Source organism: Nostoc commune NIES-4072 (assembly GCF_003113895.1).
In the GTDB taxonomy this organism is placed as follows: domain Bacteria; phylum Cyanobacteriota; class Cyanobacteriia; order Cyanobacteriales; family Nostocaceae; genus Nostoc; species Nostoc commune.
In genome coordinates this window covers 6,127,136-6,149,696 of sequence record NZ_BDUD01000001.1, presented here as the reverse complement: position 1 = coordinate 6,149,696, position 22,561 = coordinate 6,127,136, and the positions used below count along the sequence as shown (strand labels likewise).

The window sequence follows — 22,561 nt, the reverse complement described above, 5'->3', positions numbered from 1 at the left end:
TGTGAATTAATTACACTAAACTACTGTGAAAACTTACCAATCGCTGTAAGTGGTGTGTGTATTCGCCACATTAGATTGCTGCACCTTGGCGGCGAAATATTCTGAGGTTGGCTCATGATTAAGTACTTGCCCCAGCTGTGCCTCTATTGCTGCTGTAACCTCAGCGCAAGAAGCCCCCACAATGCCAGTGACTTTTTCTTGTACCCGACCGTCTGGATAGATTATGAACTCTAATGTCTCCATGCTCTTGGCCAACCACGATAAGTACGCTTAAATTCTACTGTCTTAACAGAAGGCTACAAATATAGCCGTAGGAACATTTTTACTTAGATACAAACTTACCATTTGTTAAATAATGTTCCATCTCTCAACATATATATCTCAGAATCTTTACAAAAATTATTAATTTTGTAAGTAGTGACATCAGTATTTAGTTAGTCTCTCTTAACCTCATCGATTAGTCAAGGTAACTACTGATCTTGCCAAGTAAACGCCAAAAGTCCTAAATATAAGCATTAGACCTACCATAGCCAGCTAGGTAAGTTACAAAAATATAAAAATTATTGAAAAAGTTTATCATTATTAAGTTTGCCCTATTCCTATAGGGTTTCCCGCAAGATAGGTGCTATCATGAAAGGCTTACATCCTCCGGGTTCACCAGTCATAATGCGATCGCACTCAACACTACAATAAGCGATCGCATGATCTTTTATGTATATTCTGTATATACACCTTTCTATTGCTTACGCTGTAACCATTTCCGGGACTGAATCAGGGGATGCTGGCTCGAAATGTAACACCATTATTTGCTGTGGGCGTAAACCAACAGATTCATAAGTGCGGCCATTGCGATCACTAAATTCAACCTCAAATGCAACACCACCAGCTAATAATTCTACTACTGTACCAACTTGACCACGGTACAGGTTGTATTCAGGTAGATCAACTGTTAGTGCTACGACATCCAGCAACTCAATTCTAGTTTTATTCATTTTGTATCACTTCCAGATATTAGAGAGGATAGCAGGTTGTTAATCTTGGGACATCAGAACCTTCTTCGATAATCCAAGCACTGCGAATGATCGTACTTTTATTCTGCCATTTGAGCGTGAAATCTAGTATGTAACGTTGTCCAAATTCATCACGTCGTCCCAAACTAACTTCTTGAATTCTGACTGCTTCTAAAAGAATCTGGCGCAATTCTTCAGCGTTTTCATCCTTCATGCCCAGACTTGCTGAAAAGAGACGGGCTTTATCTTTTCCTTTATCATGCTCTGGATTAAGACAATAGTCACGCAGTTTACGAATATCAACGACTGCATTTTCTGCATTTGGGATTAGATTGGCTGAATTAGACATAATTTTTATTTTTAGAGTAGGTATAGATTTTAGGAAATATAAACATGGAAAATGCCTGTGTAAATTAAGTTTTACAGCCAAGGGGCTATTTGCGCTTAAAATACACAGGCACTTCAATTTTATTCTATTGCTAGATATTATACATTAAATTGATAGCAAGGGTATATTTATTGAATTTTATTCAACTTTTTTAACTGAGTTAATACCAATTGCTCATCAGTGTTAAAACTGATGCAATCTTGATGCATCCCAAATCACCAACAAAGACTTTCCAGTAAAAAAACCATCAGTCAGCCGAAGAACCCAGGATAATGAATCATAATTAACCTCTATAGCTTTGAGCTATCAGCCATCAGCCGCCAGTTACAAGCCGGAAGCCCAGATGGAGAATGCTAAAAGCTTTTGATTCAACTTAACCAATTGACTATGAATTCCGAAAAAGTCAAAAATTCTCTAAATATTTCGCCAGCGATACGCATAGGAGTACTAGGTTTCGGCGGACTCGGACAAGCCGCCGCCAAGGTACTTGCTGCTAAACAGGAAATGATTTTAGTCGCCGCAGCAGATCAAAAAGGTTACGCTTACGCTGCTGAAGGTTTAAATACTCAACAATGCATTGCAACCTACCAGTCCCAAGGTTCGGTAGGTCATTTAGAGCCGGTTGGTACGTTAACAAATCAAAGTATCCAGGATGTAATTGAAATAGCTCAACCTGTGGATGGGTATTTTCTGGCTTTACCCAACTTGCCAAATGACTTTATTCCCTCTGTTGCCAAGGAGTTTATCAAATCTGGTTGGCGTGGAGTGCTAGTGGATGCGATTAAGCGCACCACTGCTGTAGAACAACTACTGGCGATGAAAGAAGAACTGCAAGCAGCCGGGATTACCTACATGACAGGCTGTGGTGCTACACCCGGATTGTTAACAGCCGCAGCAGCTCTAGCAGCCCAAAGCTACGCCGAAATTCATCAAGTCGAAATCACCTTCGGAGTGGGAATTGCCAACTGGGAAGCTTACCGCGCCACCGTTCGGGAAGACATTGGCCATATCCCTGGTTACACAGTGGAAACTGCCAGGGCAATGACTGACGCAGAAGTAGAAGCACTACTAGATAAAACTAATGGTGTGCTTACCTTGACAAATATGGAACACGCTGATGATGTGATGTTAGAAGTAGCGGGAATAGTGGGGCGCGATCGCGTTACTGTTGGTGGTGTAGTCGATACTCGCAATCCTAAAAAGCCTCTGGGCACCAACGTTAAGGTAACAGGGCGCACCTTTGAAGGTAAAATTTCCACCCATACCTTTACTTTAGGAGATGAAACCAGCATGGCAGCCAATGTCTGCGGCCCTGCTTTTGGCTATCTCAAAGCTGGTAGACAATTGCACCAACGCGGCATTTATGGAATATTCACTGCTGCCGAAATTATGCCGCAGTTTGTTAGGTAATAATTAGAAGTACAGACGCGATTAATCGCGTCTGTACAGGAGTTAAAAATATAAAATAAATAGCAAATTTAGAGTCTTTGAATATGCTCCAAACTTGCTATTTTAAACTCCAAAACTTCTAACTTTTTCTAAGCTGATGGAAGTTCTGGAGAGAAAATATCTGTGGAATTCTCTTCAAGCAGCGAATCAGAAGCTTGTATAATAAATGGAAGTTCCGCCCCTATAAGTCCTCGTTGGATGCGTTCTAAAGTCTCACTAAAAATGACAAATAGAGGATATATAGTATTAGCTCCTTCACTCAAAATATGACTGTGACGGAGAGGCATCAACCACTCATAATCATTGTCTAGCCAAACTTGAGTTTGTCGCCAACGCCCTAACAAATCAGAAAAGTCTTCATCAGCGCGATGAATAAAGATTAAAATTTCTGCTCCAGTTTTGATTTTCCACTCTGGATCGCACATCAAAATTGCCACATCGCAAGGTAAGCAAATCGTTTGTGAGGCTATTGTAGCAGTATTGCGAAGGCGGACAATTGGCAAGGGGATAGTAATGACACTTTCATCTGGACGGCGCAGACTGGGAATCATCTCCAAGTATGGCCGATATTGTTTTAGTAAGGCGATCGCAGCTAGATGATTGCTGTACTCTGCCAAACTCGCTTCATAGTGAGATTTTTGCACAGTCATAATTAAATAGTGAGGAGTTAGGAGTTAGAAGTTAGAAGTTAAGAATAAAATTAATCATTTAGCAGTTAAAAGTTATAAGTCAAAACTTTTAATTCCTAACTCATAACTCCTAACTCTTAACTTTTAATCCTCTATCCCATCTTTTCAAATACCTTAAACATAGGTAAATACATTGCTAGCAAAATGGTTCCAACCATTCCCCCTACAAATACAATCATAACTGGTTCCAAAATACTGGTCATTGCTTTTACTGCCTGCTCGACTTCATCCTCATAGAAATCGGCAACTTTCATCAACATTCCATCTAATTCTCCAGTTTCTTCTCCGATGCTAATCATCTGAATTGCCATAGCTGGAAAAACGCTATCTTTTTGTAAAGCAATACTAATCATACCTCCTTGTTGAATCTCTATACGGGCTGCGTCTATGGCATTGGCAATAACTACGTTTCCTGATGTATCTCGGACAATTTCCAAGCAAGTTAAAATTGGTACACCTGAACGAGTCAAAGAACCAAAAGTTCGGCTAAAGCGGGCAACCGCAGATTTTTGAATTAAGTCACCAAACAATGGCATTTTGAGGGAAAAACGATCAATTGTTAAACGACCGGCAGGAGTTTTACCATATTGTGTAAAGCCAATTTTCGCTCCTATAAGAGCAGCTATAAGTATGAAAACTTTCGGACTTCTTAAAAATAGACTAGCATCCATCAAAAATTGCGTTAGAGGCGGTAATTCAGTTCCGATTTCTGTAAAAATCTTCGCAAAAACGGGAATCAGAAAAATGGTCATACCCAGAAAGATAGCAAGTGCGATAAAACCCACAACACTTGGATAAGACAATGCTGATTTAATTTGGTTTTGTAACCGGGCAACATCTTCTAACAACTTGGCTAAACGATTTAATACTTCGTCTAGAACACCACCAATTTCGCCAGCTTGAATCATACTCACATATAATCCATCAAAGCAGTCAGGATGCTTCCGCATTGACTCTGAAAGATTCATTCCGCTTTGCACATCGTTGCTAATCTCAATTAGGGCTTGTTTGAGTTTAGTATTACTACACTGCTCGGAAAGTACCCCTAGACTTCTAACGATCGCAACTCCCGCATTCATCAAAACGGCAAATTGACGTGAAAAAACGGCTTTATCTTTCACAGAAACCTTAACAAAGGAATTCTGGATTTTTTTTAAATCAAAATTTGGCTGAAATCCTTGAAATTGTTTGAGTTCTTGGACTACAAAACCTTGATCTCTGAGATTAGTACGAGCTTGCACCAAGGATTCGGCAGTAATTTTTTCTGTTCGGGATTTTCCTTGAGAATCCCGAACACGGGCAACGTAGGTTGGCATAAATCAATTCAAAATAGTCGTTATTTATTGGGGATTGGGCATGGGGTATAATGCAATGGGCACAAGGGAAAGACTTACTACAACTCCTCATCTCCTCAGTTCCTTTAATGTGCTTTGGCAGCCACACTGGGTTTCCCACCTGCTGCCTGCGGTGGTACAGAAGTACCAATGAGACGTTGGATTTCATCTGGCTTAGAAGTTTTAGACATTGCCGCTTCAAAAGAAATCGTTCCGGCTTTGTAAAAATCGGCTAAAACCTTCTCCAGAGTTTGCATTCCCAATTTGCCGCCTGTTTGAATAGCTGAGTAAATTTGGGATGTTTTACCTTCTCGAATCAAGTTGGAAATAGCAGGAGTAACAATTAGAATTTCTTGAGCCATCACCCGACCATATTCACCAGGTTTGGGGTTTTTCTTGGATACCAAGGTTTGGCTAAATACCCCCACTAAGGAGTTAGACAATTGCACCCGCACTTGGGTTTGTTTTTCATGGGGAAAAACGTCGATAATCCGGTCAACAGTTTGGGCGGCGGAACTGGTGTGTAGCGTACCAAATACCAAGTGTCCTGTTTCTGCTGCGGAAATCGCCAAAGAAATTGTTTCCAAATCCCGCATTTCCCCCACCAGAATAATATCTGGGTCTTCCCGCAGGGCTGCTTTCAAAGCATTAGCAAAGCTCTTAGTATCTTCTCCTAATTGCCGTTGGTGAACCAAGCTTTTAATTGGTTCATAGACAAATTCAATTGGATCTTCCACCGTTAAAATATGCTCTGCCTTAGTGCGGTTGATTAAGTCAATCATTGCCGCTAGGGTAGTTGTCTTGCCGGAACCTGTAGGGCCTGTCACTAGAATAAGTCCTCTGGGCTTATCGCACATTTCCCGCACTATATCTGGCAGACCTAATTTTTCAAAGTTAGGAATCTTAGAACTTAATGCTCGTAAGCAAGCGGCATAAGCACCACGTTCTTTATAAACATTCACCCGAAAGCGAGCCAAACCCTTAACACCATAAGAACAATCCAATTCCCAGGTTTGCTCTAAGGTTTTACGCTGGGTGTTGTTGAGCATACTAAAAATCAGCCTTTGACATTGATCGGCTGTCAATACATGCTCACCTATGGGGGTGAGTTTGCCACTGATACGAAAGTAAGGAGGCAAACCTGCGGATAAATGCATATCCGAGCCACCCATTTCAATCAACTGCTCCATCAGGTCTTCAATCATCATTTCCATAGTTCTGCTTCCTTTTAATGTTTCTTATTTGTCCTTTGTCAGTTGTTCTTTGTCATTTGTTTAAAGTTAGTAACCATCGACCAATGACTAATGACCAATGACTAATGACTAATGACTATTAGCCTTAAAACCGAGATGTCATACAGTAGGGACAACTGAGCCATTCTGGTTTCAATGTGGCCTCGCAAGTTCGGCAGGTAAGACCAGTCTTGCGTTTGGCTTTTAACTCGGCTTCCAAACCAGTATCAGTAAACGTCACCCGTTCTACTTCTTCTAGAGTGGTAGAACCTTCGCGCACTAAGTCCAAACTGTAAGCCAGTAAGGTTTTCATGCCCTCTTCTATTGCCACTTCCTTGATGCGTTCCGTAGGTGCATCTTCGTTTATGAGAGTTTGCAGGTTTTCAGTGACTCGCATGACTTCATAAACACCACAACGCCCTTTATAGCCGACCCCATTACATTTTGAGCAAAGCTGATTTTTGCCTTTAGCTTCTGCGATCGCATCTAATGTCAAGGTGTTAGCCTTATAAAAAGTAACTCCAACATCTGAGGAAGCTGATAGACCATAACGACCCAATTCTTCGGTTGTGGGAGTGTAGGCAATCCGACATTCAGAACATACACGCCGCACCAAACGTTGAGCTAAAACGCCAATTAGGGAACTAGAAACCATGAAAGGCTCAATCCCCATTTCTCCCAAACGAGCGATCGCACCTGGGGCATCATTGGTATGTAAGGTAGTTAATACTAAGTGACCGGTTAACGCAGCTTCAATTGCTGTTTTTGCCGTTTCCTTATCCCGCGTTTCACCCACCAGCAGCACATCTGGATCTTGCCGCAAGAAAGCCCGCAGAGCGGTAGCAAAATCTAGCCCTTTTTCCCGAATCACCTGTACTTGAGTAATCCCTGGAAGACTGTATTCAATGGGGTCTTCCACAGTACTGATATTAATTCCGGGATCATTCTTTTCTGATAATGCAGAATACAGCGAAGTTGTTTTTCCAGAACCAGTTGGCCCAGTTACCAAAATTAGACCAAAGGGACGGCTGACCATATCCTTGACAATATTCAAAGTCTCTGGATCAGTAATTAACTTATCTAATCCCAATTGGGTAGAAGAGTTATCCAAAATCCGCAGCACCACCTTTTCCCCGTAGCGACTAGGCAAGGTATTCACACGGAAGTCCACCTTACGTCCCTCAAACAACCGCCGGATGCGTCCATCTTGGGGTAGACGGCGTTCAGCAATATCTAGATTGGAGATGATTTTAAATCGGGCTGTCACCGCCGGGATGATTTTTTTCGGCATTAGGGGGAAAGCTTCACGCAGTACGCCATCTTTCCGAAAGCGAATGCGTAAACTTTCTTCTTGCGGTTCGATATGAATGTCAGAAACGCCCTCATGCAAGGCTTTAGCCAAGATTCTGTTAACTAGGTTGATAACTGGGGCATCCTCTGCACCCTTCATCGCTGCTCCTAAATCAGCCTCCATTTCTTCAGGAGCATCCTCAATATCGAGATTTCCGAGATTTTCTAAATCCTGACTAATATCTGTAGCATTTTCTCGTTCTAGGTGCTTTTGCTTAACAGCCATTTCATCCAAATATTGGTTGATTAGCTGTTGGTAATCTTCCTGGGTAATCACCATGCGCTGCAACGCCAAGCCTTGGGGGCGCAATATGCGATTTAGATCATCAGAAGCCTCTAGATTATCTGGAGCCACCATCGCCACTAAAACTGAGGGCGGGGTTTGGTCTTCGTGTTTCGATAGTGGTACTAAACGGTGGCGACGGCAAATATCTACTGGGATGAGGGTTTCGATCAGGTTCGCCATCTCCGTGTTGCCAAATGAATTGACTTCCGGATCGAGGAATTCAACACCGTATAATATTTTAAGTTCAAATAGCTGTTGTTTTTTGTATTGCCTGAGCAACTCAGGTGTTAGTTGTTGCCCAGTGATTGACTCTAATACTTCCGTTAAGGGTCTGCCAGATTTGCGGCTTTCAATTAGTGCCTGCCTCATCTGTTCGGTATTGACATAGCCAGATTGCACTAGCTTGTTGCCAAAGGGTGAAAACTCTGTTCTGGTAGTTAGAGCGGTACTGCGCCGTTGTGGTGACGAGTTCATAAATGAGCAATTGATTTGGGGAAACCTCTGCTTAAAGTATTCCCAGGCTGGGAGACAGAATTCTCATTTCTAAAAAAAGTCCTGAGTCACCGAACTTCTAAGCAAGGAAAGTTACCGTTCTTTCTCTGGCTCATGCTTCTGGATTTAGTAAAATTTTTCTACTTCCTGATTTGCCATTTTTGATACCTAGCACTCCACAAGAAATTTGACCAGTCGCTAAATAAATTAGGACTAACGCAAAACTACACGCAGTAGGGACAATTCATGAATTGCCTCTACTATAAAGTGAGGGTTTTGGTTATTGTTTACGTAAGTTCTGTAAATAACCTGAAACCCTTTTCGTAAGAATTATTCAGTATAGAAGAATTCCTTTCCAGTAGGTTTATTTAAACTGATAAAGTTCCATAAATGAATCAAATTTCTGGGTGTCAAAACTTGTGATCGCTTACGATAGGCGGGTAAGCGATCGCATTCTTGGAATTTTTTTGCGTTCATTCAGTAGCTTGCTCAATTACAGGCTCGCTTAACAATTCTTTAAAACCTAGCCTCATTTGATTCTTAGAGGTACACTATTCGTTCGGGTTCCCGTCTTAGTGGCGTCTGGGCTAAGGTGTTCACCATTTGTCACAATAAGAGGACGGTTACATCATTTTCAGAAACTTGTCGGCAAAAAAATCAGCCTCAGTGGCAAGCCGTGGATGACGACGCTTGCAAGCTGTGGAGATACACTGCCATCAAAAGCATCTGGAATGAGTAGACAATGATGGATGAAAATAAACAGATAAACAATACAAGCCAGCAATTGGGTGAACCAACAGAGGTAAAGCAAGCAATGAAGAGTGACTCCCCAGCCCAAATGAATTTCAATGAATCTGGTAGCGAGGTGACAGAGCAAGTGACAAGCCAAACTAATGTATCGGGGGATACGGCTAATCTCAATCCAGAAAATAGCGTCGCTGCAAGTGAGAAAACTGGAGTGGAAACAGCAGCTTTGGCAGAACTGACTCAACAAATCGACTCTCTCAAAACCCAGTTAGAAGAGCGTAGTACTCAATATATGCGGATTGCCGCCGATTTTGAGAATTACCGGAAACGTACCAGCAAAGAAAAAGAAGAGTTAGAGACACAGATCAAGCGGAACACCATTCTGGAATTGCTGCCAGTGGTCGATAATTTTGAGCGGGCCCGATCGCACCTCAAACCACAATCTGAAGGCGAAATGACCATGCACAAAAGTTACCAAGGCGTTTACAAACAATTGGTAGATAGCCTGAAGCGCTTGGGTGTATCACCAATGCGTCCTGAAGGTCAAGAATTTGATCCGAACCTACACGAAGCAGTAATGCGCGAACCTACGGATGAACATCCTGAAGGAACAGTGTTAGAAGAGTTAGTGCGTGGATATTACTTGGGCGATCGCGTGCTACGCCATGCAATGGTCAAAGTAGCTGCTCCCAAGGAAGATAGCCCTGCTGCATCAGAAGATCAGTCGAGTTCAGCCAACAGTTAAGCTGTAGTCGCTCGCCTCGCTGACCTAAAGTGCCTGGGTTCTAGCAAGGACGAGCATCGCGTACCTAAAACTTAGACAAGGCTTTGGATAACTCTCTGTGTTTCACTTTCTCTTTTGCTACCAGTAATAGGGATTTCACAGACGTTATCCGCTAGCCTTGATTCGGAGCAAAAAAGTTTAGTCAGCGACAGATTACAGCAGTAAACTCGGTAAAAATACTGATAATTATGGGAAAAGTTATTGGGATCGACTTAGGCACTACTAACAGTTGCGTCGCAGTTTTGGAAGGCGGTCAACCACTGGTGATCTCCAATTCTGAAGGTGGACGAACTACTCCAAGTATTGTGGGATTTGGGAAGAGTGGCGATCGCTTGATTGGTCAATTGGCAAAGCGCCAAGCCGTAACCAATGCCGAAAACACAATTTACAGTATTAAACGATTTATCGGGCGGCGTTGGGACGACACTGAAACAGAACGCGATCGCGTCCCTTACAACTGCATCAAAGGTCGAGACGATACCGTTGATGTCCAAATTCGCTCAAAAAACTACACACCACAAGAATTGTCCGCCATGATCCTGCAAAAGCTTAAGCAGGATGCAGAAAGCTTCTTGGGTGAGGAAGTTACTCAGGCAGTGATTACCGTACCAGCATATTTTACAGATGCCCAAAGACAAGCAACTAAAGATGCTGGCACAATTGCAGGATTAGAAGTCCTACGAATCATCAATGAACCAACAGCTGCGGCTTTAGCTTTCGGATTGGACAAGCAAGACCAAGAGCAGCTAATTTTAGTATTTGACTTAGGAGGCGGAACCTTCGACGTATCAATCTTGCAACTTGGGGATGGCGTTTTTGAAGTTAAGGCGACTAGCGGTAACAATCAACTGGGTGGAGACGACTTTGATAATGCGATCGTCCTTTGGATGATGGAACGCTTCCAGCAACAAGAGAAAATCGACCTTTCCCAAGATAAAATGGCACTGCAACGCCTGCGGGAAGCAGCAGAAAAGGCAAAAATTGAACTCTCCAGCATGGTGAATACATCCATCAACTTGCCGTTTATCACGGCTGATGACACGGGGCCAAAGCATCTGGAGATGGAACTTAGCCGTTCTAAATTTGAAGAACTGGCACTTAATTTAATTGAAGCCACCATTGAACCAATGATCCAAGCGCTCAAAGATGCGGATCTTAAACCACAAAATATAGATCGGATTATTTTGGTAGGTGGTTCTACCCGTATTCCCGCAGTCCAAAACGCGCTAATTAAGTTTTTCAATGGCAAAGCTCCCGATCGCTCCATCAACCCTGACGAAGCTGTAGCATTGGGAGCAGCTATCCAAGCAGGGGTGTTGGGTGGCGAAGTCGATAATCTTTTACTATTGGATGTCACTCCTCTGTCTTTGGGAATTGAAACCTTGGGTGAGGTGTTCACCAAAATTATTGAACGCAACACCACAATTCCCACCAGTAAGTCACAAATTTTTTCTACAGCAGTTGATGGGCAAACCTCGGTAGAAATTCATATCCTCCAAGGTGAACGGGCAATGTCACGAGACAACAAGAGTCTCGGCAAGTTTCTACTAGCAGGAATTCCCCCATCGCCCCGTGGTGTGCCACAAATTGAAGTAGCCTTTGAAATCGATGTCAACGGCATCCTAAAGGTTTCTGCTCAAGACAAAGGTACAGGTAGAGAACAAAGTATCAGGATTACCAATACAGGTGGTTTAAGTACCAACGAAGTTGAACGGATGCGCCAAGAGGCCGAACTGTTTTCCGACGAAGATAGAAGACGTAAAGAACTGGTTGAACTTAAAAACCAAGCAGATAATTTGTTGTTCAGTTACGAATCGACCATCAAGGATAATAGCAGCTTTATCGGCGACCAGATGAAAACTTTGGCTAGTGAAAAAGTTTCACAACTCCAAGCTGCAATGATTGACTCTAGTATTTCCACTGTGGAATTTAAGCAGCGCTTAGACGATTTCCAACAAACCTTGTTTGCAATTGGTGCTGATGTTTACAATCGAGCTAACAGCCAAAGTGATGAGATTGAAGAGACTTCAGCTAATCTCTCTACCCCAGAAGTAGACTCACCAATGAATGGCACACTAATACCACAATTTAACTTTGATTTTGACGAAGAAAGTACTGCCCAGGTTGATTATGAAGCGATAGATTAGGAATTGGGCATGGGGCATTGGGCATTGGGCATGATCTATTAGTTCTTCTCCCTCATCTCCCTCATCTCCCCCTGCTCCCCCTCCTCCCTCATCCCCCACTCCCTAAGTTGCAGATTTTTCTTAAGGCACTTTAATATATCTATATATTTAGATTATAAATTTAGCGAAGTTTCACAAGACCCCAGCAGTTTGCTAGATTGTAGAAGCAAATTACTGTGGGCTAGGCAGTGTGCAAGTTCAGATGCACTTCCATTGCATAAGGGTGGTTTTCCACACCTAATGGTGCGGCTAGCCCCTCTGGTTGATGGGCGGGGTTTTCCTCTCCTAAGTAGCACAATTGTAAAAGAGACAGCCGACTCGGCAGTGTGAAGTCTGAGCATAGGCTTCCCCTGCTGCTAACTTCTATCGCTTTTGTCGTCTTCTACGAGGAAAGCATCTGTTGCTCAAGATTTGTCGGTGATTTTTGTAAAAGGTAAAGGGTAAAATCAGTTATTAACAAAAATTAATTTTATCTTCTGCCTGACCTCCGGCAAGCCGCTCTCTAAAAGATACTGTGTTGCCTTATCTATAGGCAAAACACTTTTCCGTAGGGTAGCAAGTGACCGTGACGTTCTACTGCCTTCTGCTTTCTTCCTTCTAACTTTTACCTTTGCTATATGGCCCGCGACTACTATGAAATCCTGGGTGTCTCTCGTGACACCGACAAAGAAGAAATCAAACAAGCCTATCGCCGTTTAGCCCGGAAGTATCACCCAGATGTGAACAAAGAACCGGGGGCGGAGGATCGCTTTAAAGAAATTAACCGCGCTTATGAGGTACTCTCAGAGCCAGAAACCCGCGCTCGTTACGATCGCTTTGGCCCAGAGGGTGTGTCAGGTGCTGGCTCAGGTTTCCAAGATGTTGGCGATATGGGTGGTTTTGCCGATATCTTTGAAAGCATTTTTAGTGGCTTTGCTGGCGGTATGGGTAATCCCACGCAACAAAGACGGCGCAGTGGGCCTGCTAGGGGTGATGACCTGCGGCTAGACCTGAAGTTAGACTTTCGGGAAGCGATATTTGGCGGGGAAAAAGAAATTCGCATTTCCCATCTAGAAAATTGTGAAGTCTGTAGCGGTTCTGGTGCTAAACCTGGAACCCGCCCCCGGACTTGTTCTACTTGTACCGGTTCGGGTCAAGTCCGCCGTGTCACCAGAACACCTTTTGGCAGTTTCACCCAAGTCTCGACTTGTCCCACCTGTAATGGGACAGGGATGGTAATTGAAGATAAGTGTGATGCTTGTGATGGTAAAGGCGCAAATCAAGTCACAAAGAAACTCAAAATTACCATTCCGGCTGGGGTGGATAATGGTACACGATTGCGGATTTCTAGTGAAGGAGATGCTGGCCAACGCAGTGGCCCTCCTGGGGATTTGTACGTTTACTTGTTCGTAAATGAGGACGAGGAATTCCAACGGGATGGCATTAATATTCTCTCGGAAATCAAACTTAGCTACCTGCAAGCGATTTTAGGTTGTCGGTTAGAGGTAGATACGGTAGATGGGCCTGTGGAATTGATCATTCCGGCTGGAACCCAGCCGAATACGGTGATGAAGTTGGAAAATCGCGGCGTACCCCGTTTGGGTAATCCCGTCAGTCGAGGGGATCACATGCTGACAGTATTAATTGATATTCCCACCAAGGTCACCCCTGAGGAGAGGGAATTATTGGAGAAGCTGGCTAAAATTAAAGGAGATCGCACTGGTAAAGGCGGTCTAGAAGGATTCTTGGGAAATTTATTTAAGTAATGAAGCCCTCTTCTCTTTTAACTCCTGATGCTCAACTTGATTTACGCGGCACTCCTTGCCCAATTAATTTTGTGCGGACAAAACTACGTCTGGAAAAAATGCCATTGGGGGGTTTACTAGAAGTGTGGCTAGACCCTGGTGAGCCGATTGAGCAGGTTCCCGATAGTCTGACAATGGCAGGTTATCAGGTGGAACAAATTACAAACTGTACTAGTTATTTTTCTCTGTTAGTACGCCGTCCAGTTGCTAGCCAATGACAGGGGAAAATTTTGCTGCAACTGGACAGTTGTTGGGTACGGTGGTGGCTGTACAGGCTAATTTTTACCGAGTACATCTGGATCAAGAGGATGAAGAGATGAGGGAGATGAGGGAGATGAGGGAGATGAGGGAGCAAGAGCCTCCTCTTCCCCATCCCCCTTATCCCCTCCTTCTTCTCTGTACTCGCCGAACACGACTGAAAAAAATCGGTCAACAGGTGATGGTAGGCGATCGCGTCGTGGTAGAAGAGCCAGATTGGGCTGGAGGACGGGGTGCGATCGCTGATGTTTTACCCCGCCAAAGTGAATTGGATCGTCCAGCGATCGCTAATGTCAACCAAATCCTATTGGTATTTGCCGTTGCCGATCCACCTTTGGAACCTTATCAACTGAGTCGGTTTCTGATTAAGGCTGAGTCTACTGGCTTAGATGTACTTTTATGTTTGAATAAAAGTGATTTAATTTCACCGCAAGAACAGCAACAAGTTAGCGATCGCCTCCTTGGCTGGGGCTATGAACCAATATTTCTCAGCGTCAAAGATGATATAAATACTGACCAAGCAGCTAAATATTTGAGTAATAAAATTACTGTAATTGCTGGGCCTTCTGGGGTGGGTAAATCCAGCCTGATTAATACGCTGATTGATGCCAACCTGCGAGTGGGAGAAGTTTCTGGCAAACTAGCTCGTGGTCGTCATACGACTCGCCATATAGAATTATTTGAGTTACCTAATGGTGGAATGCTTGCAGACACTCCTGGCTTCAATCAGCCAGACATGGATTGTCTACCAGAAGAATTAATTCATTATTTCCCAGAAGCTAGAAAGCGGTTAGCAGTTGCTAGCTGTCGGTTTAGTGATTGTCTGCATCGAGACGAGCCGGAGTGTGTGGTGCGGGGAGACTGGGAACGATATGAACATTATTTAGAATTTTTGGATGATGCGATCGCTCGTCAAACTCAGCTGCACCAACAAGCCGATCCTGAATCTACGATGAAGTTAAAAAGCAAAGGCAAAGGGCAGAGTCAATACGAACCCAAGCTAGAAAGTAAAAAATATCGCCGCATTTCCCGCAAGACTCAGTTACAGGACTTGCAGGAATTATATCGGGATGAGGAATAAGGAGGGCGATGTCTACGACGGGCTACGCCTACTCACTTCTATGTAAAGGTTGGTCACGATAGCATGGATACAAATAGAAAAACTATCTTGTATGTCTCAGCCCCTTGCTACCACCACTAGTGTAAAAGATGTCAATGAAAGTATAATTTTCCCACCAGGCGACATCTATAGTGACGAACCCCCTTTGGAATCTGATTTACACCGCGAACAAATTGATTTACTTATTCGCCTGATCAAATGGTGGTGGGGCGATCGTCAGGATTTTTATGCTACCGGCAACCTGACAATCTACTTCAGTCCTAACCAGAAAAAGTCAGAAGAATTTCGAGGCCCTGATTTCTTTGTAGTTTTAGATACAGAAAAAAAAGACCGGAAAAGCTGGGTTGTGTGGCAAGAAGACGGCAAATATCCCAATGTAATTATTGAGCTATTATCTGATTCCACTGCCTCGGTTGATAAAGGTTTAAAAAAACAAATATACCAGAATACATTTCGCACTCCTGATTACTTTTGGTTTGACCCAAATAACCTAGAATTACAGGGATTTCACATAGTTGATGGGCAATATCAAGACATTGTACCCACTGAGTCAGGTTGGTTGTGGAGTCAGCAATTAGGGCTGTATTTGGCAGTATATTTAGGCAAATTACGCTTTTTTACACCAGATAGGCAGCTGGTGATGTTGCCAGAGGAAGAAGCAAATCAACAGTTAGAGCAAGTAAACCAACAGTTACAGCAAGCAAATCAACAACTAGAACAAGAACGTCAACGGGCTGCAATATTGGCAGAACGCTTGCGAGTCGCAGGTATTGATCCTGAGCAAATATTCTGAGAAATAGAATTTTATCTCTAAACTAGGCATGGAAAAATACTGCTATGAATCAAATAATATCTGATCAAGTCCGTTGGACAACCTCAGACTTAGAATTACTTCAAACTGACGAATGGAAGCGCTATGAGATTATTGACGGAGAACTCTTTGTGACTAGAGCGCCTCACTGGAAACATCAAGGGACTGCGGGTAATATATGCTTGGAGTTACAAATTTGGTCTCGCTCTAGTGGGCTAGGGGAAACCCGTCAAACTCCCGGCATAATTTTTACAGATGCCGATAATGTCATACCCGATGTAGTTTGGATTAGTCGTGAGCGTTTAGCACAATTGCTAGATGAGGACGGGCATTTGAGAGGAGCGCCAGAACTGATTGCCGAAGTGCTTTCTCCTGGGACAACTAACGAACGTCGAGATCGAGAAGCCAAGCTGAAACTATACTCATCCACAGGAGTGCAAGAATATTGGATTGCAAATTGGCAATTACAGCAGCTAGAAGTTTATCGCAGAGAAGCTGCCCAATTAAAACTGATTGCAACCTTGTTGGCTGATGACGAAATCACATCACCACTGTTACCAGGTTTTGGCGTTCGAGTTCAACGTTTTTTTGGATAATTCTGGCGTAGGCGTAGCCCGCCGTAGGCATCGCCGATCAAAAAATACTCGTTGGCAAAAAAGAACAAAATGGGTTCGTTACGAATTGATGAAAGAAGGACTTGTAAAGAGTGATTCCCGGCGCGGAGTTGGGGAAATTAGTGAAGCTGGATATTAGTATCTTGCTGAACATGAAAATAGTAATTAATAGATACATTCCAACTTCGCTGCTTTTACGCCATGCATTTAAAAAGTTGGGAAATATACTTGTCACGACTTTAAGTCATGTACATCTAGTAGGTACTAGAGATTAGGATTGATAATTTGGTTACAGATGAACAGTAAACATGAAGCAGCAGCCTAAGCGTTCCTTTTATGTGAAAAATTGACACTCGTATCTTCACTATCCCCATAAAGTCTTAAAATATTGTTAATTTCAGCCAAACCTCTCGACCTTCAACTTACAAGTATCACCCCAAAATCACTATGGCTATCGGCTACGTCGCGCTTGTACTTCACGCACATCTGCCCTTCGTTCGTCACCCTGAAAGTGACTACGTGCTGGAGGAAGAATGGCTCTATGAAGCCATCACAGAAACCTACATTCCATTATTGAAAGTATTTGAAGGCTTAAAGCGAGACGGTATCGACTTTAAAATCACGATGAGTATGACACCACCTCTAGTGTCGATGCTTCGTGATCCTCTGCTGCAAGAACGCTATGACGCACACTTGACCCAACTAGAAGAACTTATAGAACTAGAAGCAGAACATAATGTCAATAACGGACATCTTCGTTATTTAGCCGAACATTACATTACTGAGTTTAAAGAAGCGCGTCAGCTATGGGAACGCAATCAAGGTGACTTGGTGACAGCTTTTAAGCAGTTCCAAGACACTAACAACCTGGAAATCATCACTTGCGGCGCTACTCACGGCTATTTGCCGTTGATGAAAATGTATCCAGAAGCGGTCTGGGCGCAAATTCAGGTAGCTTGCGAACATTACGAGCAAACTTTCGGACAACCGCCCAGAGGCATTTGGTTGCCGGAATGCGCCTACTATGAAGGTTTAGAGCGAATGCTAGCCGATGCTGGGTTACGCTACTTCCTTACTGATGGGCATGGCATTCTTTACGCCCGTCCGCGTCCGCGCTTTGGCACTTATGCCCCAATTTATACAGAAACTGGTGTTGCTGTCTTTGGTCGAGATCATGAATCTTCCCAACAGGTATGGTCTTCTGAAGTGGGCTATCCTGGGGCGGCGGAATATCGAGAATTTTATAAAGATTTGGGCTGGGAAGCAGAATATGAGTATATCAAGCCTTATATCATGCCCAATGGTCAGCGAAAAAATACGGGTATTAAGTATCACAAAATTACTGGGCGTGGTTTAGGACTTTCAGATAAGGCGCTTTATGATCCTTACTGGGCTAGGGAAAAGGCCGCAGAACACGCTGCTAATTTTATGTATAACCGAGAGCAGCAATCTGAGCATCTCTATAGTATAATGCAACGTCCGCCAATTATCGTCTCGCCTTATGACGCAGAGTTATTTGGACATTGGTGGTATGAAGGCCCCTGGTTCATCGATTACCTATTCCGTAAGTCGTGGTATGACCAAAAAACATATCAAATGACGCATTTAGCAGACTATTTGCGAGACCAGCCGACTCAGCAAGTCTGTCGTCCTTCGCAGTCGAGTTGGGGTTTCAAGGGTTTCCACGAATACTGGTTGAATGAAACGAACGCATGGGTTTATCCGCATTTGCACAAAGCTGCTGAACGAATGATTGAAATATCACGTTTGGAACCAGAGGATGAATTGCAGTGGAGAGCGCTCAATCAAGCAGCGAGAGAATTGTTATTAGCACAATCTTCTGACTGGGCATTTATTATGCGGACGGGAACAATGGTACCCTATGCAGTTAGACGGACGCGATCGCACCTGATGCGGTTTAATAAGCTCTACGAAGATGTTAAAGTCGGCAAAGTTGACAGTGGTTGGTTGGAAAAAGTCGAGTTAATGGATAATATCTTCCCCGAAATCAACTATCGCGTCTACCGTCCGCTATAGTCTCACAAAAAATAATCAACAGCAGTAGGGTGGGCATTGCTCACCCTATATTAGTAGTGAGGAGCGTTTATTTTACCAACAACAGAGCAAGCCTTAGCCTGTGTAAGGGTTTGTCAAATGCTGTCAAATCTTTACAAAGATATCCGCTTATTTCGATTTGACGATAAAAGCGGAGAAGTTTACATTTTATCTGCGGATGAACTGCAAATTATTGTTTATCGCAATGGCGAATGGGAGTTTGTCAATGAACCCGAATTATGAGCAAATGAGTTTTACAGAGTTGAGAGCTTATGTCGTAGAAAACCGCGAAGATATTGAAGCTCTACGTTTTTTAATGAGCAAACGCGACCCTAACTCTCCAAAGTATCCTATGCCTGTGACAGAAGCTGATATGCAAGCGCAGATGGAAATCATCAGGCGCAAGATTAATGGAGAACTTTGAGATTATTTTCTAATGCAGTAAGCATAATTAGGGTGGGTAAATCATACTCACCCGATTATTTTATTAACACTGGCGGATTTAGCTAAAGGCTATCTGGATCAATATTTAATTCTCGAAGTTTAGCAGCTAATCTTTGCGCTTTTTGCTCTGTTTGCTGTCGAACCTCTTCTGCGGCTTGTCGTGCAGCTGCTTCCTCTTCATGAGTTAGGAGTGTTTGACCTGTAGCTGGATTGTAAAAACGGAGTTTTCCTGCTTCCAGGCGTAACTCTAGCCCTAAAACTTCACTGGGTAGCGACACTGTACCATCTGCCAGGGTATTGGCTGCTACTGGGAAATAATTCCCATCGACCAAGTGTAAACCCTGGAGTTGGGGATTGAGATAATCGCCTGTGGGATCATATTGGAAATATTCACGCACTCCCAGAAAGGCATAAATTCCTTTCTTTGCACCTTGGTCTTTGCTGCGGGTGCTTTTTGAGGTAATCTCTAAAACAAAATCTGGGGTTTGATTATTTTCTTCCCAGGTTTTGTAAGAGCGTCTGTCACGGTTTTCCACTCCAAACACCACAAATACATCTGGGGCTACGACTGATTCTGGATAACCTTTTTCGTAGTAAATAAATAGATTACCAGCCACATATACATCTGGATGATTTTGAAAATAAATTTCCAGCACAGTTGTAGCGTATACGAGACACTTGCGCTGTAAATCACCTTCAGCCATTGGCTTACCATCCTCATCTGGGTACTCAATCGGGGTAACGGGGATATACTCTATTGAGACTGTCATGGGCGAATCCCTCAACTCAACTAGGGCTAGATTAAATTTAGCATCTGAATTCTTTAGTCAAATCGAAAGTGAACCAAATTTATTATGTTTCTTTAAGTTTCGTTTTCTCACTGGAGTAAAAATGCACTTTTCTGCCTTAGTTATAATGCCATTAGATACAGAAAATATTGAAAATAAAGTAAGAGAACTTTTAAATTCCTACAACGAAAATATAGAAGTTGAACCTTACAGAGAATACTTTAACTATGAGAAACTGGCAAACGAGATAAAACGCCTTGAAACTTTTCCTTTAGACAAGATTGAAAAGATGGCAGCAGATTGGGAAGTTTGTAGTAATAATTTGGAAGCTTTAGCCAAAATAGAATTGGAATGGTTTGAAGACGAAGTAGATGGTATTGATGAAAAAGGCGAATATAAAGTATTAACTTATAATCCTCAAGGGAAGTGGGATTGGTATCGTTTTATAGAATTTGAACCTGTAGAATCAGGAACACCTATATTCTATCCGTGTCGGGTTGCTGATTTACCTCAAGTAGTACCGTATGCGATTGTAACTCCCAATAGTGAATGGTATGAATTGGGCGAAGATGCAGGGATAAAAGCCTTTGCAAATACGTTAGAGGGAAATCAAATCGTCAGTGACGAAGAAGCTAAGTGGCAACTTAAAGTCCAGGAAATTCTGGCGCACTATTCAGATTATCTTTGTGTTGCTTTAATGTGCCACAGATAATTTTCTTACTACAGCTAACTAATATACGTATGGTTAAACATCAACTTCAGTCCATATAGCCAGTGAAAGATTAGTTATATAATTTCTGGCTAGTGACATTCTAATAAGATTCATTTATCGACATTTTCAATGTCTACTAGCAGTTAATTCCCAAATTTGCATGTTTCGTGTAGATATAGTAAAAAAAGACAGGCAAGATGCCTGTCCTACAAATAATGATTTAGCAAAGAATTTAGAAATTCATTTCAGCAGCTTGAACTTTCTCAACCTGCTTCTTCTTCAGCACAAGCATAACTTGGGCTAACATTACAAGAGCGATGAACGCAATCATCCATTGAACTCTAGAGGCGTCTTGCAATACGATTTCTGCATCTTTTTGACCGAATCCACCGACATTGGGGTTGCTGGTCAAAGCATCACCAGTCTTAACTGTTTGCCCTTCGGAAACAACCAGTTCTGGCCCTAAAGGAATCGTATCAACGACAACATCACCAGATTCAGGTTGAATGTTGACTAGATATTTAACGTTACCGTCTCCATCTTCTTCTTTGGCAATCTTGGTAATTGTGCCAGTAGCGGAAGCATTGTAAACAGTGTTGTTGCTCTTTTCGCCAGTGGGATAAACTTGTCCGCGTCCTCGGTTAGCACCTAAGTGAACTGAATATTTACCGAAGTGGATGTTTTTATCGGTTGCGGGGTTGGGAGAAAGAACAGGGAAGACGATTTCCTGATACTGTTCACCTGGTAAGGGGCCGACGATGACGACGTTTTCTTTGTCTTCGCTGTAGGGTTGGAAGGGAGTGTCGCCAACTTCTTCTTTAAGTTCTTCGGAAAGACGATCTTCAGGAGCAATCTTAAAGCCTTCAGGTAGCATCAGCACAGCACCGACGTTCAAGCCAACCTTAGAACCATCGGCACCAACCTGCTGGGCGCTAAGATCATAAGGGATTTTCACCACAGCTTTGAATACAGTGTCAGGTAGCACCGATTGGGGAACTTCTACTTCTGCCGGCTTGGCTGCTAGGTGACAATTGGCACAAACAATCCGCCCTGTTGGTTCGCGGGGGGTTTCGGGATAGGTTTGCTGTGCCCAAAAGGGATAGGCGGCAGCTGACTGGGGAAGGGCTAAATCGCTGGTGAAGTAAAATGTCACAGTAGCGATCGCTATGAGCAATGTTTTTACGATCGCTCTAGCGCTGCGAGTTAACCTCGCTCTTAAGAAAACATTTCTCATCTCTAATAAGGGCAAAGATTGAATTAGTCATTAGTGATTGGGCATTGGGCATTGGGCATTGGGCATTGGGCATTGGGCATTGGGCATTGGGCATTGGGCATTGGGCATTGGGCATTGGGCATTGATTATTAATTCTTTTCCCTCCCTCACTCCCTCATCCTCCCCTGCTCCCTCATCTCCCTCACTCAGCACTCAGCACTCAGCACTCAGCACTGATTAAGCCCACCAAGCTGGATCACCGGTGCGGAAGTCGGTTTCAGTCCAAGGGGTCAAAACGATTTTGTCGTCTTTTACATTGGTATGGGCTAAAGGTAAAGACAACGGTGCTGGGCCCCGAATAACTTTACCAGTTTCGTCATACTGGGAACCATGACAAGGACACTTAAACTTGTTTTCTGCAATGTTCCAGGGGACTACACAACCTAAGTGGGTGCAGATGGCGTTAATGCCATAATCTTTGATCGCCTCTTTGCTGTCTACCACAATATAGGTAGGATCTCCCTTTAGCCCTTGGACTAGGTTGCGATCGCCTGCATTCCGGTTTTCTAGAAATTTAGAGACACTAACATCGTTACCTAGCTCGTCTTTTGCCGTTGTCCCGCCACCAGCACCACCAGCAGCAGGTGGAATAAAGTAGTTGACAACGGGATACAATGCACCCAGAGCCACTCCAGTGACAGTCCCAAAAGTGAGCAGATTCATGAACTGACGACGCCCCATATCGGGCACGTCTGCTGATTCAGAAAATTGAGCCATAATCTACGCGCTCTTTGTGTATTTTGTTAAGCATTTTG

23 protein-coding genes and 1 pseudogene are annotated in these 22,561 nt (G+C 43.2%); 12 read left to right on the top strand and 12 right to left on the bottom strand.

Annotation, left to right across the window (positions count from 1 at the left end):
• Positions 1–33: 33 nt before the first annotated feature.
• From CDC33_RS27370 to CDC33_RS27360, 3 genes are all read right to left on the bottom strand, one after another.
• Entirely contained in the window at positions 34–243 is a 210-nt protein-coding gene (locus CDC33_RS27370) for a DUF2997 domain-containing protein (protein WP_012406943.1), read from the bottom strand.
• Between the two features lie 500 nt (positions 244–743).
• On the bottom strand, positions 744–992 hold the full coding sequence (locus tag CDC33_RS27365) for a DUF4926 domain-containing protein (RefSeq protein WP_109011596.1): 249 nt from the start codon (positions 990–992) through the stop codon (positions 744–746).
• A gap of 19 nt (positions 993–1,011) precedes the next feature.
• Entirely contained in the window at positions 1,012–1,359 is a 348-nt protein-coding gene (locus CDC33_RS27360) for a DUF6883 domain-containing protein (RefSeq protein WP_100900128.1), read from the bottom strand.
• Positions 1,360–1,785: 426 nt separating this feature from the next.
• On the opposite strand from CDC33_RS27360, the gene bioU reads away from it, so the two are divergent.
• The gene (gene bioU / locus CDC33_RS27355; protein WP_109011595.1) at positions 1,786–2,808 is read left to right on the top strand and encodes a (S)-8-amino-7-oxononanoate synthase BioU; all 1,023 of its coding nucleotides are present in this window, start codon (positions 1,786–1,788) and stop codon (positions 2,806–2,808) included.
• A 128-nt stretch (positions 2,809–2,936) separates the two neighbouring features.
• Here the strand turns inward: bioU and CDC33_RS27350 are convergent, their stop codons facing one another.
• From CDC33_RS27350 to CDC33_RS39150, 5 genes and pseudogenes are all read right to left on the bottom strand, one after another.
• On the bottom strand, positions 2,937–3,497 hold the full coding sequence (locus CDC33_RS27350) for a hypothetical protein (protein ID WP_109011594.1): 561 nt from the start codon (positions 3,495–3,497) through the stop codon (positions 2,937–2,939).
• 131 nt (positions 3,498–3,628) lie between these two features.
• Entirely contained in the window at positions 3,629–4,852 is a 1,224-nt protein-coding gene (locus CDC33_RS27345; protein WP_109011593.1) for a type II secretion system F family protein, read from the bottom strand.
• Positions 4,853–4,956: 104 nt separating this feature from the next.
• A pseudogene (locus tag CDC33_RS27340) lies at positions 4,957–6,087 on the bottom strand (type IV pilus twitching motility protein PilT); the annotation flags it as partial.
• Positions 6,088–6,208: 121 nt separating this feature from the next.
• A complete protein-coding gene (locus tag CDC33_RS27335; RefSeq protein ID WP_109011591.1) occupies positions 6,209–8,212 on the bottom strand; it encodes a GspE/PulE family protein in 2,004 nt (667 codons plus the stop codon).
• A gap of 348 nt (positions 8,213–8,560) precedes the next feature.
• Positions 8,561–8,707, bottom strand: a complete 147-nt coding sequence (locus CDC33_RS39150; RefSeq protein WP_181374148.1) for a hypothetical protein — start codon at positions 8,705–8,707, stop codon at positions 8,561–8,563.
• A 265-nt stretch (positions 8,708–8,972) separates the two neighbouring features.
• Here CDC33_RS39150 and grpE point away from each other — a divergent pair, with 265 nt between their 5' ends.
• The 10 genes from grpE (at position 8,973) to CDC33_RS27290 (ending at position 19,013) form a co-directional block, all read left to right on the top strand.
• On the top strand, positions 8,973–9,722 hold the full coding sequence (gene grpE, locus CDC33_RS27330; RefSeq protein WP_109011590.1) for a nucleotide exchange factor GrpE: 750 nt from the start codon (positions 8,973–8,975) through the stop codon (positions 9,720–9,722).
• A 227-nt stretch (positions 9,723–9,949) separates the two neighbouring features.
• Entirely contained in the window at positions 9,950–11,908 is a 1,959-nt protein-coding gene (gene dnaK, locus CDC33_RS27325; protein WP_109011589.1) for a molecular chaperone DnaK, read from the top strand.
• A gap of 656 nt (positions 11,909–12,564) precedes the next feature.
• Positions 12,565–13,692 carry a molecular chaperone DnaJ gene (gene dnaJ / locus CDC33_RS27320; RefSeq protein WP_109011588.1) on the top strand — a complete coding sequence of 376 codons (1,128 nt, stop codon included), beginning with the start codon at positions 12,565–12,567 and terminating at the stop codon, positions 13,690–13,692.
• The gene (locus CDC33_RS27315) at positions 13,692–13,949 is read left to right on the top strand and encodes a sulfurtransferase TusA family protein (protein ID WP_100900138.1); all 258 of its coding nucleotides are present in this window, start codon (positions 13,692–13,694) and stop codon (positions 13,947–13,949) included. Before dnaJ ends, CDC33_RS27315 begins: the two co-directional genes overlap by 1 nt.
• Positions 13,946–15,070 carry a small ribosomal subunit biogenesis GTPase RsgA gene (gene rsgA, locus CDC33_RS27310; RefSeq protein WP_109011587.1) on the top strand — a complete coding sequence of 375 codons (1,125 nt, stop codon included), beginning with the start codon at positions 13,946–13,948 and terminating at the stop codon, positions 15,068–15,070. The genes CDC33_RS27315 and rsgA overlap by 4 nt, the downstream gene beginning before the upstream one ends.
• A 91-nt stretch (positions 15,071–15,161) precedes the next feature.
• Positions 15,162–15,902 carry a Uma2 family endonuclease gene (locus CDC33_RS27305; protein ID WP_109011586.1) on the top strand — a complete coding sequence of 247 codons (741 nt, stop codon included), beginning with the start codon at positions 15,162–15,164 and terminating at the stop codon, positions 15,900–15,902.
• 44 nt (positions 15,903–15,946) lie between these two features.
• A complete protein-coding gene (locus CDC33_RS27300) occupies positions 15,947–16,516 on the top strand; it encodes a Uma2 family endonuclease (protein ID WP_109011585.1) in 570 nt (189 codons plus the stop codon).
• 465 nt (positions 16,517–16,981) lie between these two features.
• Entirely contained in the window at positions 16,982–18,571 is a 1,590-nt protein-coding gene (locus tag CDC33_RS27295; RefSeq protein WP_109011584.1) for a glycoside hydrolase family 57 protein, read from the top strand.
• A gap of 69 nt (positions 18,572–18,640) precedes the next feature.
• Positions 18,641–18,832, top strand: a complete 192-nt coding sequence (locus CDC33_RS39145) for a DUF6888 family protein (protein ID WP_439956642.1) — start codon at positions 18,641–18,643, stop codon at positions 18,830–18,832.
• Positions 18,816–19,013: a DUF6887 family protein gene (locus CDC33_RS27290; protein WP_109011583.1), complete on the top strand. Its 198-nt coding sequence runs from the start codon at positions 18,816–18,818 to the stop codon at positions 19,011–19,013. Before CDC33_RS39145 ends, CDC33_RS27290 begins: the two co-directional genes overlap by 17 nt.
• A gap of 82 nt (positions 19,014–19,095) precedes the next feature.
• On the opposite strand, the gene CDC33_RS27285 is transcribed toward CDC33_RS27290, so the two are convergent.
• Entirely contained in the window at positions 19,096–19,803 is a 708-nt protein-coding gene (locus CDC33_RS27285; protein WP_109011582.1) for a Uma2 family endonuclease, read from the bottom strand.
• Between CDC33_RS27285 and CDC33_RS27280 the strand changes: the two genes are divergently transcribed.
• Positions 19,802–20,533: a hypothetical protein gene (locus CDC33_RS27280; RefSeq protein ID WP_109011581.1), complete on the top strand. Its 732-nt coding sequence runs from the start codon at positions 19,802–19,804 to the stop codon at positions 20,531–20,533. The genes CDC33_RS27285 and CDC33_RS27280 overlap by 2 nt on opposite strands.
• 232 nt (positions 20,534–20,765) lie before the next feature.
• Here the strand turns inward: CDC33_RS27280 and petA are convergent, their stop codons facing one another.
• The 3 genes from petA to petC are packed head-to-tail and all read right to left on the bottom strand — an operon-like array spanning position 20,766 to position 22,523.
• Complete coding sequence (petA, locus tag CDC33_RS27275) at positions 20,766–21,767, bottom strand: cytochrome f (RefSeq protein WP_109011580.1); 1,002 nt, start codon at positions 21,765–21,767, stop codon at positions 20,766–20,768.
• Between the two features lie 30 nt (positions 21,768–21,797).
• Positions 21,798–21,959, bottom strand: coding sequence for a histidine kinase (locus CDC33_RS37955; protein ID WP_146195863.1), 162 nt, complete (start codon positions 21,957–21,959; stop codon positions 21,798–21,800).
• Between the two features lie 24 nt (positions 21,960–21,983).
• Positions 21,984–22,523 (bottom strand): cytochrome b6-f complex iron-sulfur subunit, encoded by a 540-nt coding sequence (petC, locus tag CDC33_RS27270; RefSeq protein ID WP_109011579.1) that lies wholly within the window; start codon positions 22,521–22,523, stop codon positions 21,984–21,986.
• Between the last annotated feature and the right edge of the window lie 38 nt (positions 22,524–22,561).

Coding starts and splice junctions, on each gene's coding strand:
- bioU (WP_109011595.1), top strand. CDS start 1,786: ATGAATTCCGAAAAAGTCAAAAATTCTCTAAATATTTCGCCAGCGATA.
- CDC33_RS27295 (WP_109011584.1), top strand. CDS start 16,982: ATGGCTATCGGCTACGTCGCGCTTGTACTTCACGCACATCTGCCCTTC.
- dnaK (WP_109011589.1), top strand. CDS start 9,950: ATGGGAAAAGTTATTGGGATCGACTTAGGCACTACTAACAGTTGCGTC.
- CDC33_RS27315 (WP_100900138.1), top strand. CDS start 13,692: ATGAAGCCCTCTTCTCTTTTAACTCCTGATGCTCAACTTGATTTACGC.
- CDC33_RS27335 (WP_109011591.1), bottom strand. CDS start 8,212: ATGAACTCGTCACCACAACGGCGCAGTACCGCTCTAACTACCAGAACA.
- petC (WP_109011579.1), bottom strand. CDS start 22,523: ATGGCTCAATTTTCTGAATCAGCAGACGTGCCCGATATGGGGCGTCGT.
- CDC33_RS27365 (WP_109011596.1), bottom strand. CDS start 992: ATGAATAAAACTAGAATTGAGTTGCTGGATGTCGTAGCACTAACAGTT.
- petA (WP_109011580.1), bottom strand. CDS start 21,767: ATGAGAAATGTTTTCTTAAGAGCGAGGTTAACTCGCAGCGCTAGAGCG.
- CDC33_RS27285 (WP_109011582.1), bottom strand. CDS start 19,803: ATGACAGTCTCAATAGAGTATATCCCCGTTACCCCGATTGAGTACCCA.
- CDC33_RS27290 (WP_109011583.1), top strand. CDS start 18,816: ATGAACCCGAATTATGAGCAAATGAGTTTTACAGAGTTGAGAGCTTAT.
- CDC33_RS27350 (WP_109011594.1), bottom strand. CDS start 3,497: ATGACTGTGCAAAAATCTCACTATGAAGCGAGTTTGGCAGAGTACAGC.
- rsgA (WP_109011587.1), top strand. CDS start 13,946: ATGACAGGGGAAAATTTTGCTGCAACTGGACAGTTGTTGGGTACGGTG.
- dnaJ (WP_109011588.1), top strand. CDS start 12,565: ATGGCCCGCGACTACTATGAAATCCTGGGTGTCTCTCGTGACACCGAC.
- CDC33_RS27280 (WP_109011581.1), top strand. CDS start 19,802: ATGGGCGAATCCCTCAACTCAACTAGGGCTAGATTAAATTTAGCATCT.
- CDC33_RS27300 (WP_109011585.1), top strand. CDS start 15,947: ATGAATCAAATAATATCTGATCAAGTCCGTTGGACAACCTCAGACTTA.
- CDC33_RS27345 (WP_109011593.1), bottom strand. CDS start 4,852: ATGCCAACCTACGTTGCCCGTGTTCGGGATTCTCAAGGAAAATCCCGA.
- CDC33_RS27370 (WP_012406943.1), bottom strand. CDS start 243: ATGGAGACATTAGAGTTCATAATCTATCCAGACGGTCGGGTACAAGAA.
- CDC33_RS27305 (WP_109011586.1), top strand. CDS start 15,162: ATGTCTCAGCCCCTTGCTACCACCACTAGTGTAAAAGATGTCAATGAA.
- CDC33_RS39150 (WP_181374148.1), bottom strand. CDS start 8,707: ATGAACGCAAAAAAATTCCAAGAATGCGATCGCTTACCCGCCTATCGT.
- CDC33_RS27360 (WP_100900128.1), bottom strand. CDS start 1,359: ATGTCTAATTCAGCCAATCTAATCCCAAATGCAGAAAATGCAGTCGTT.
- grpE (WP_109011590.1), top strand. CDS start 8,973: ATGATGGATGAAAATAAACAGATAAACAATACAAGCCAGCAATTGGGT.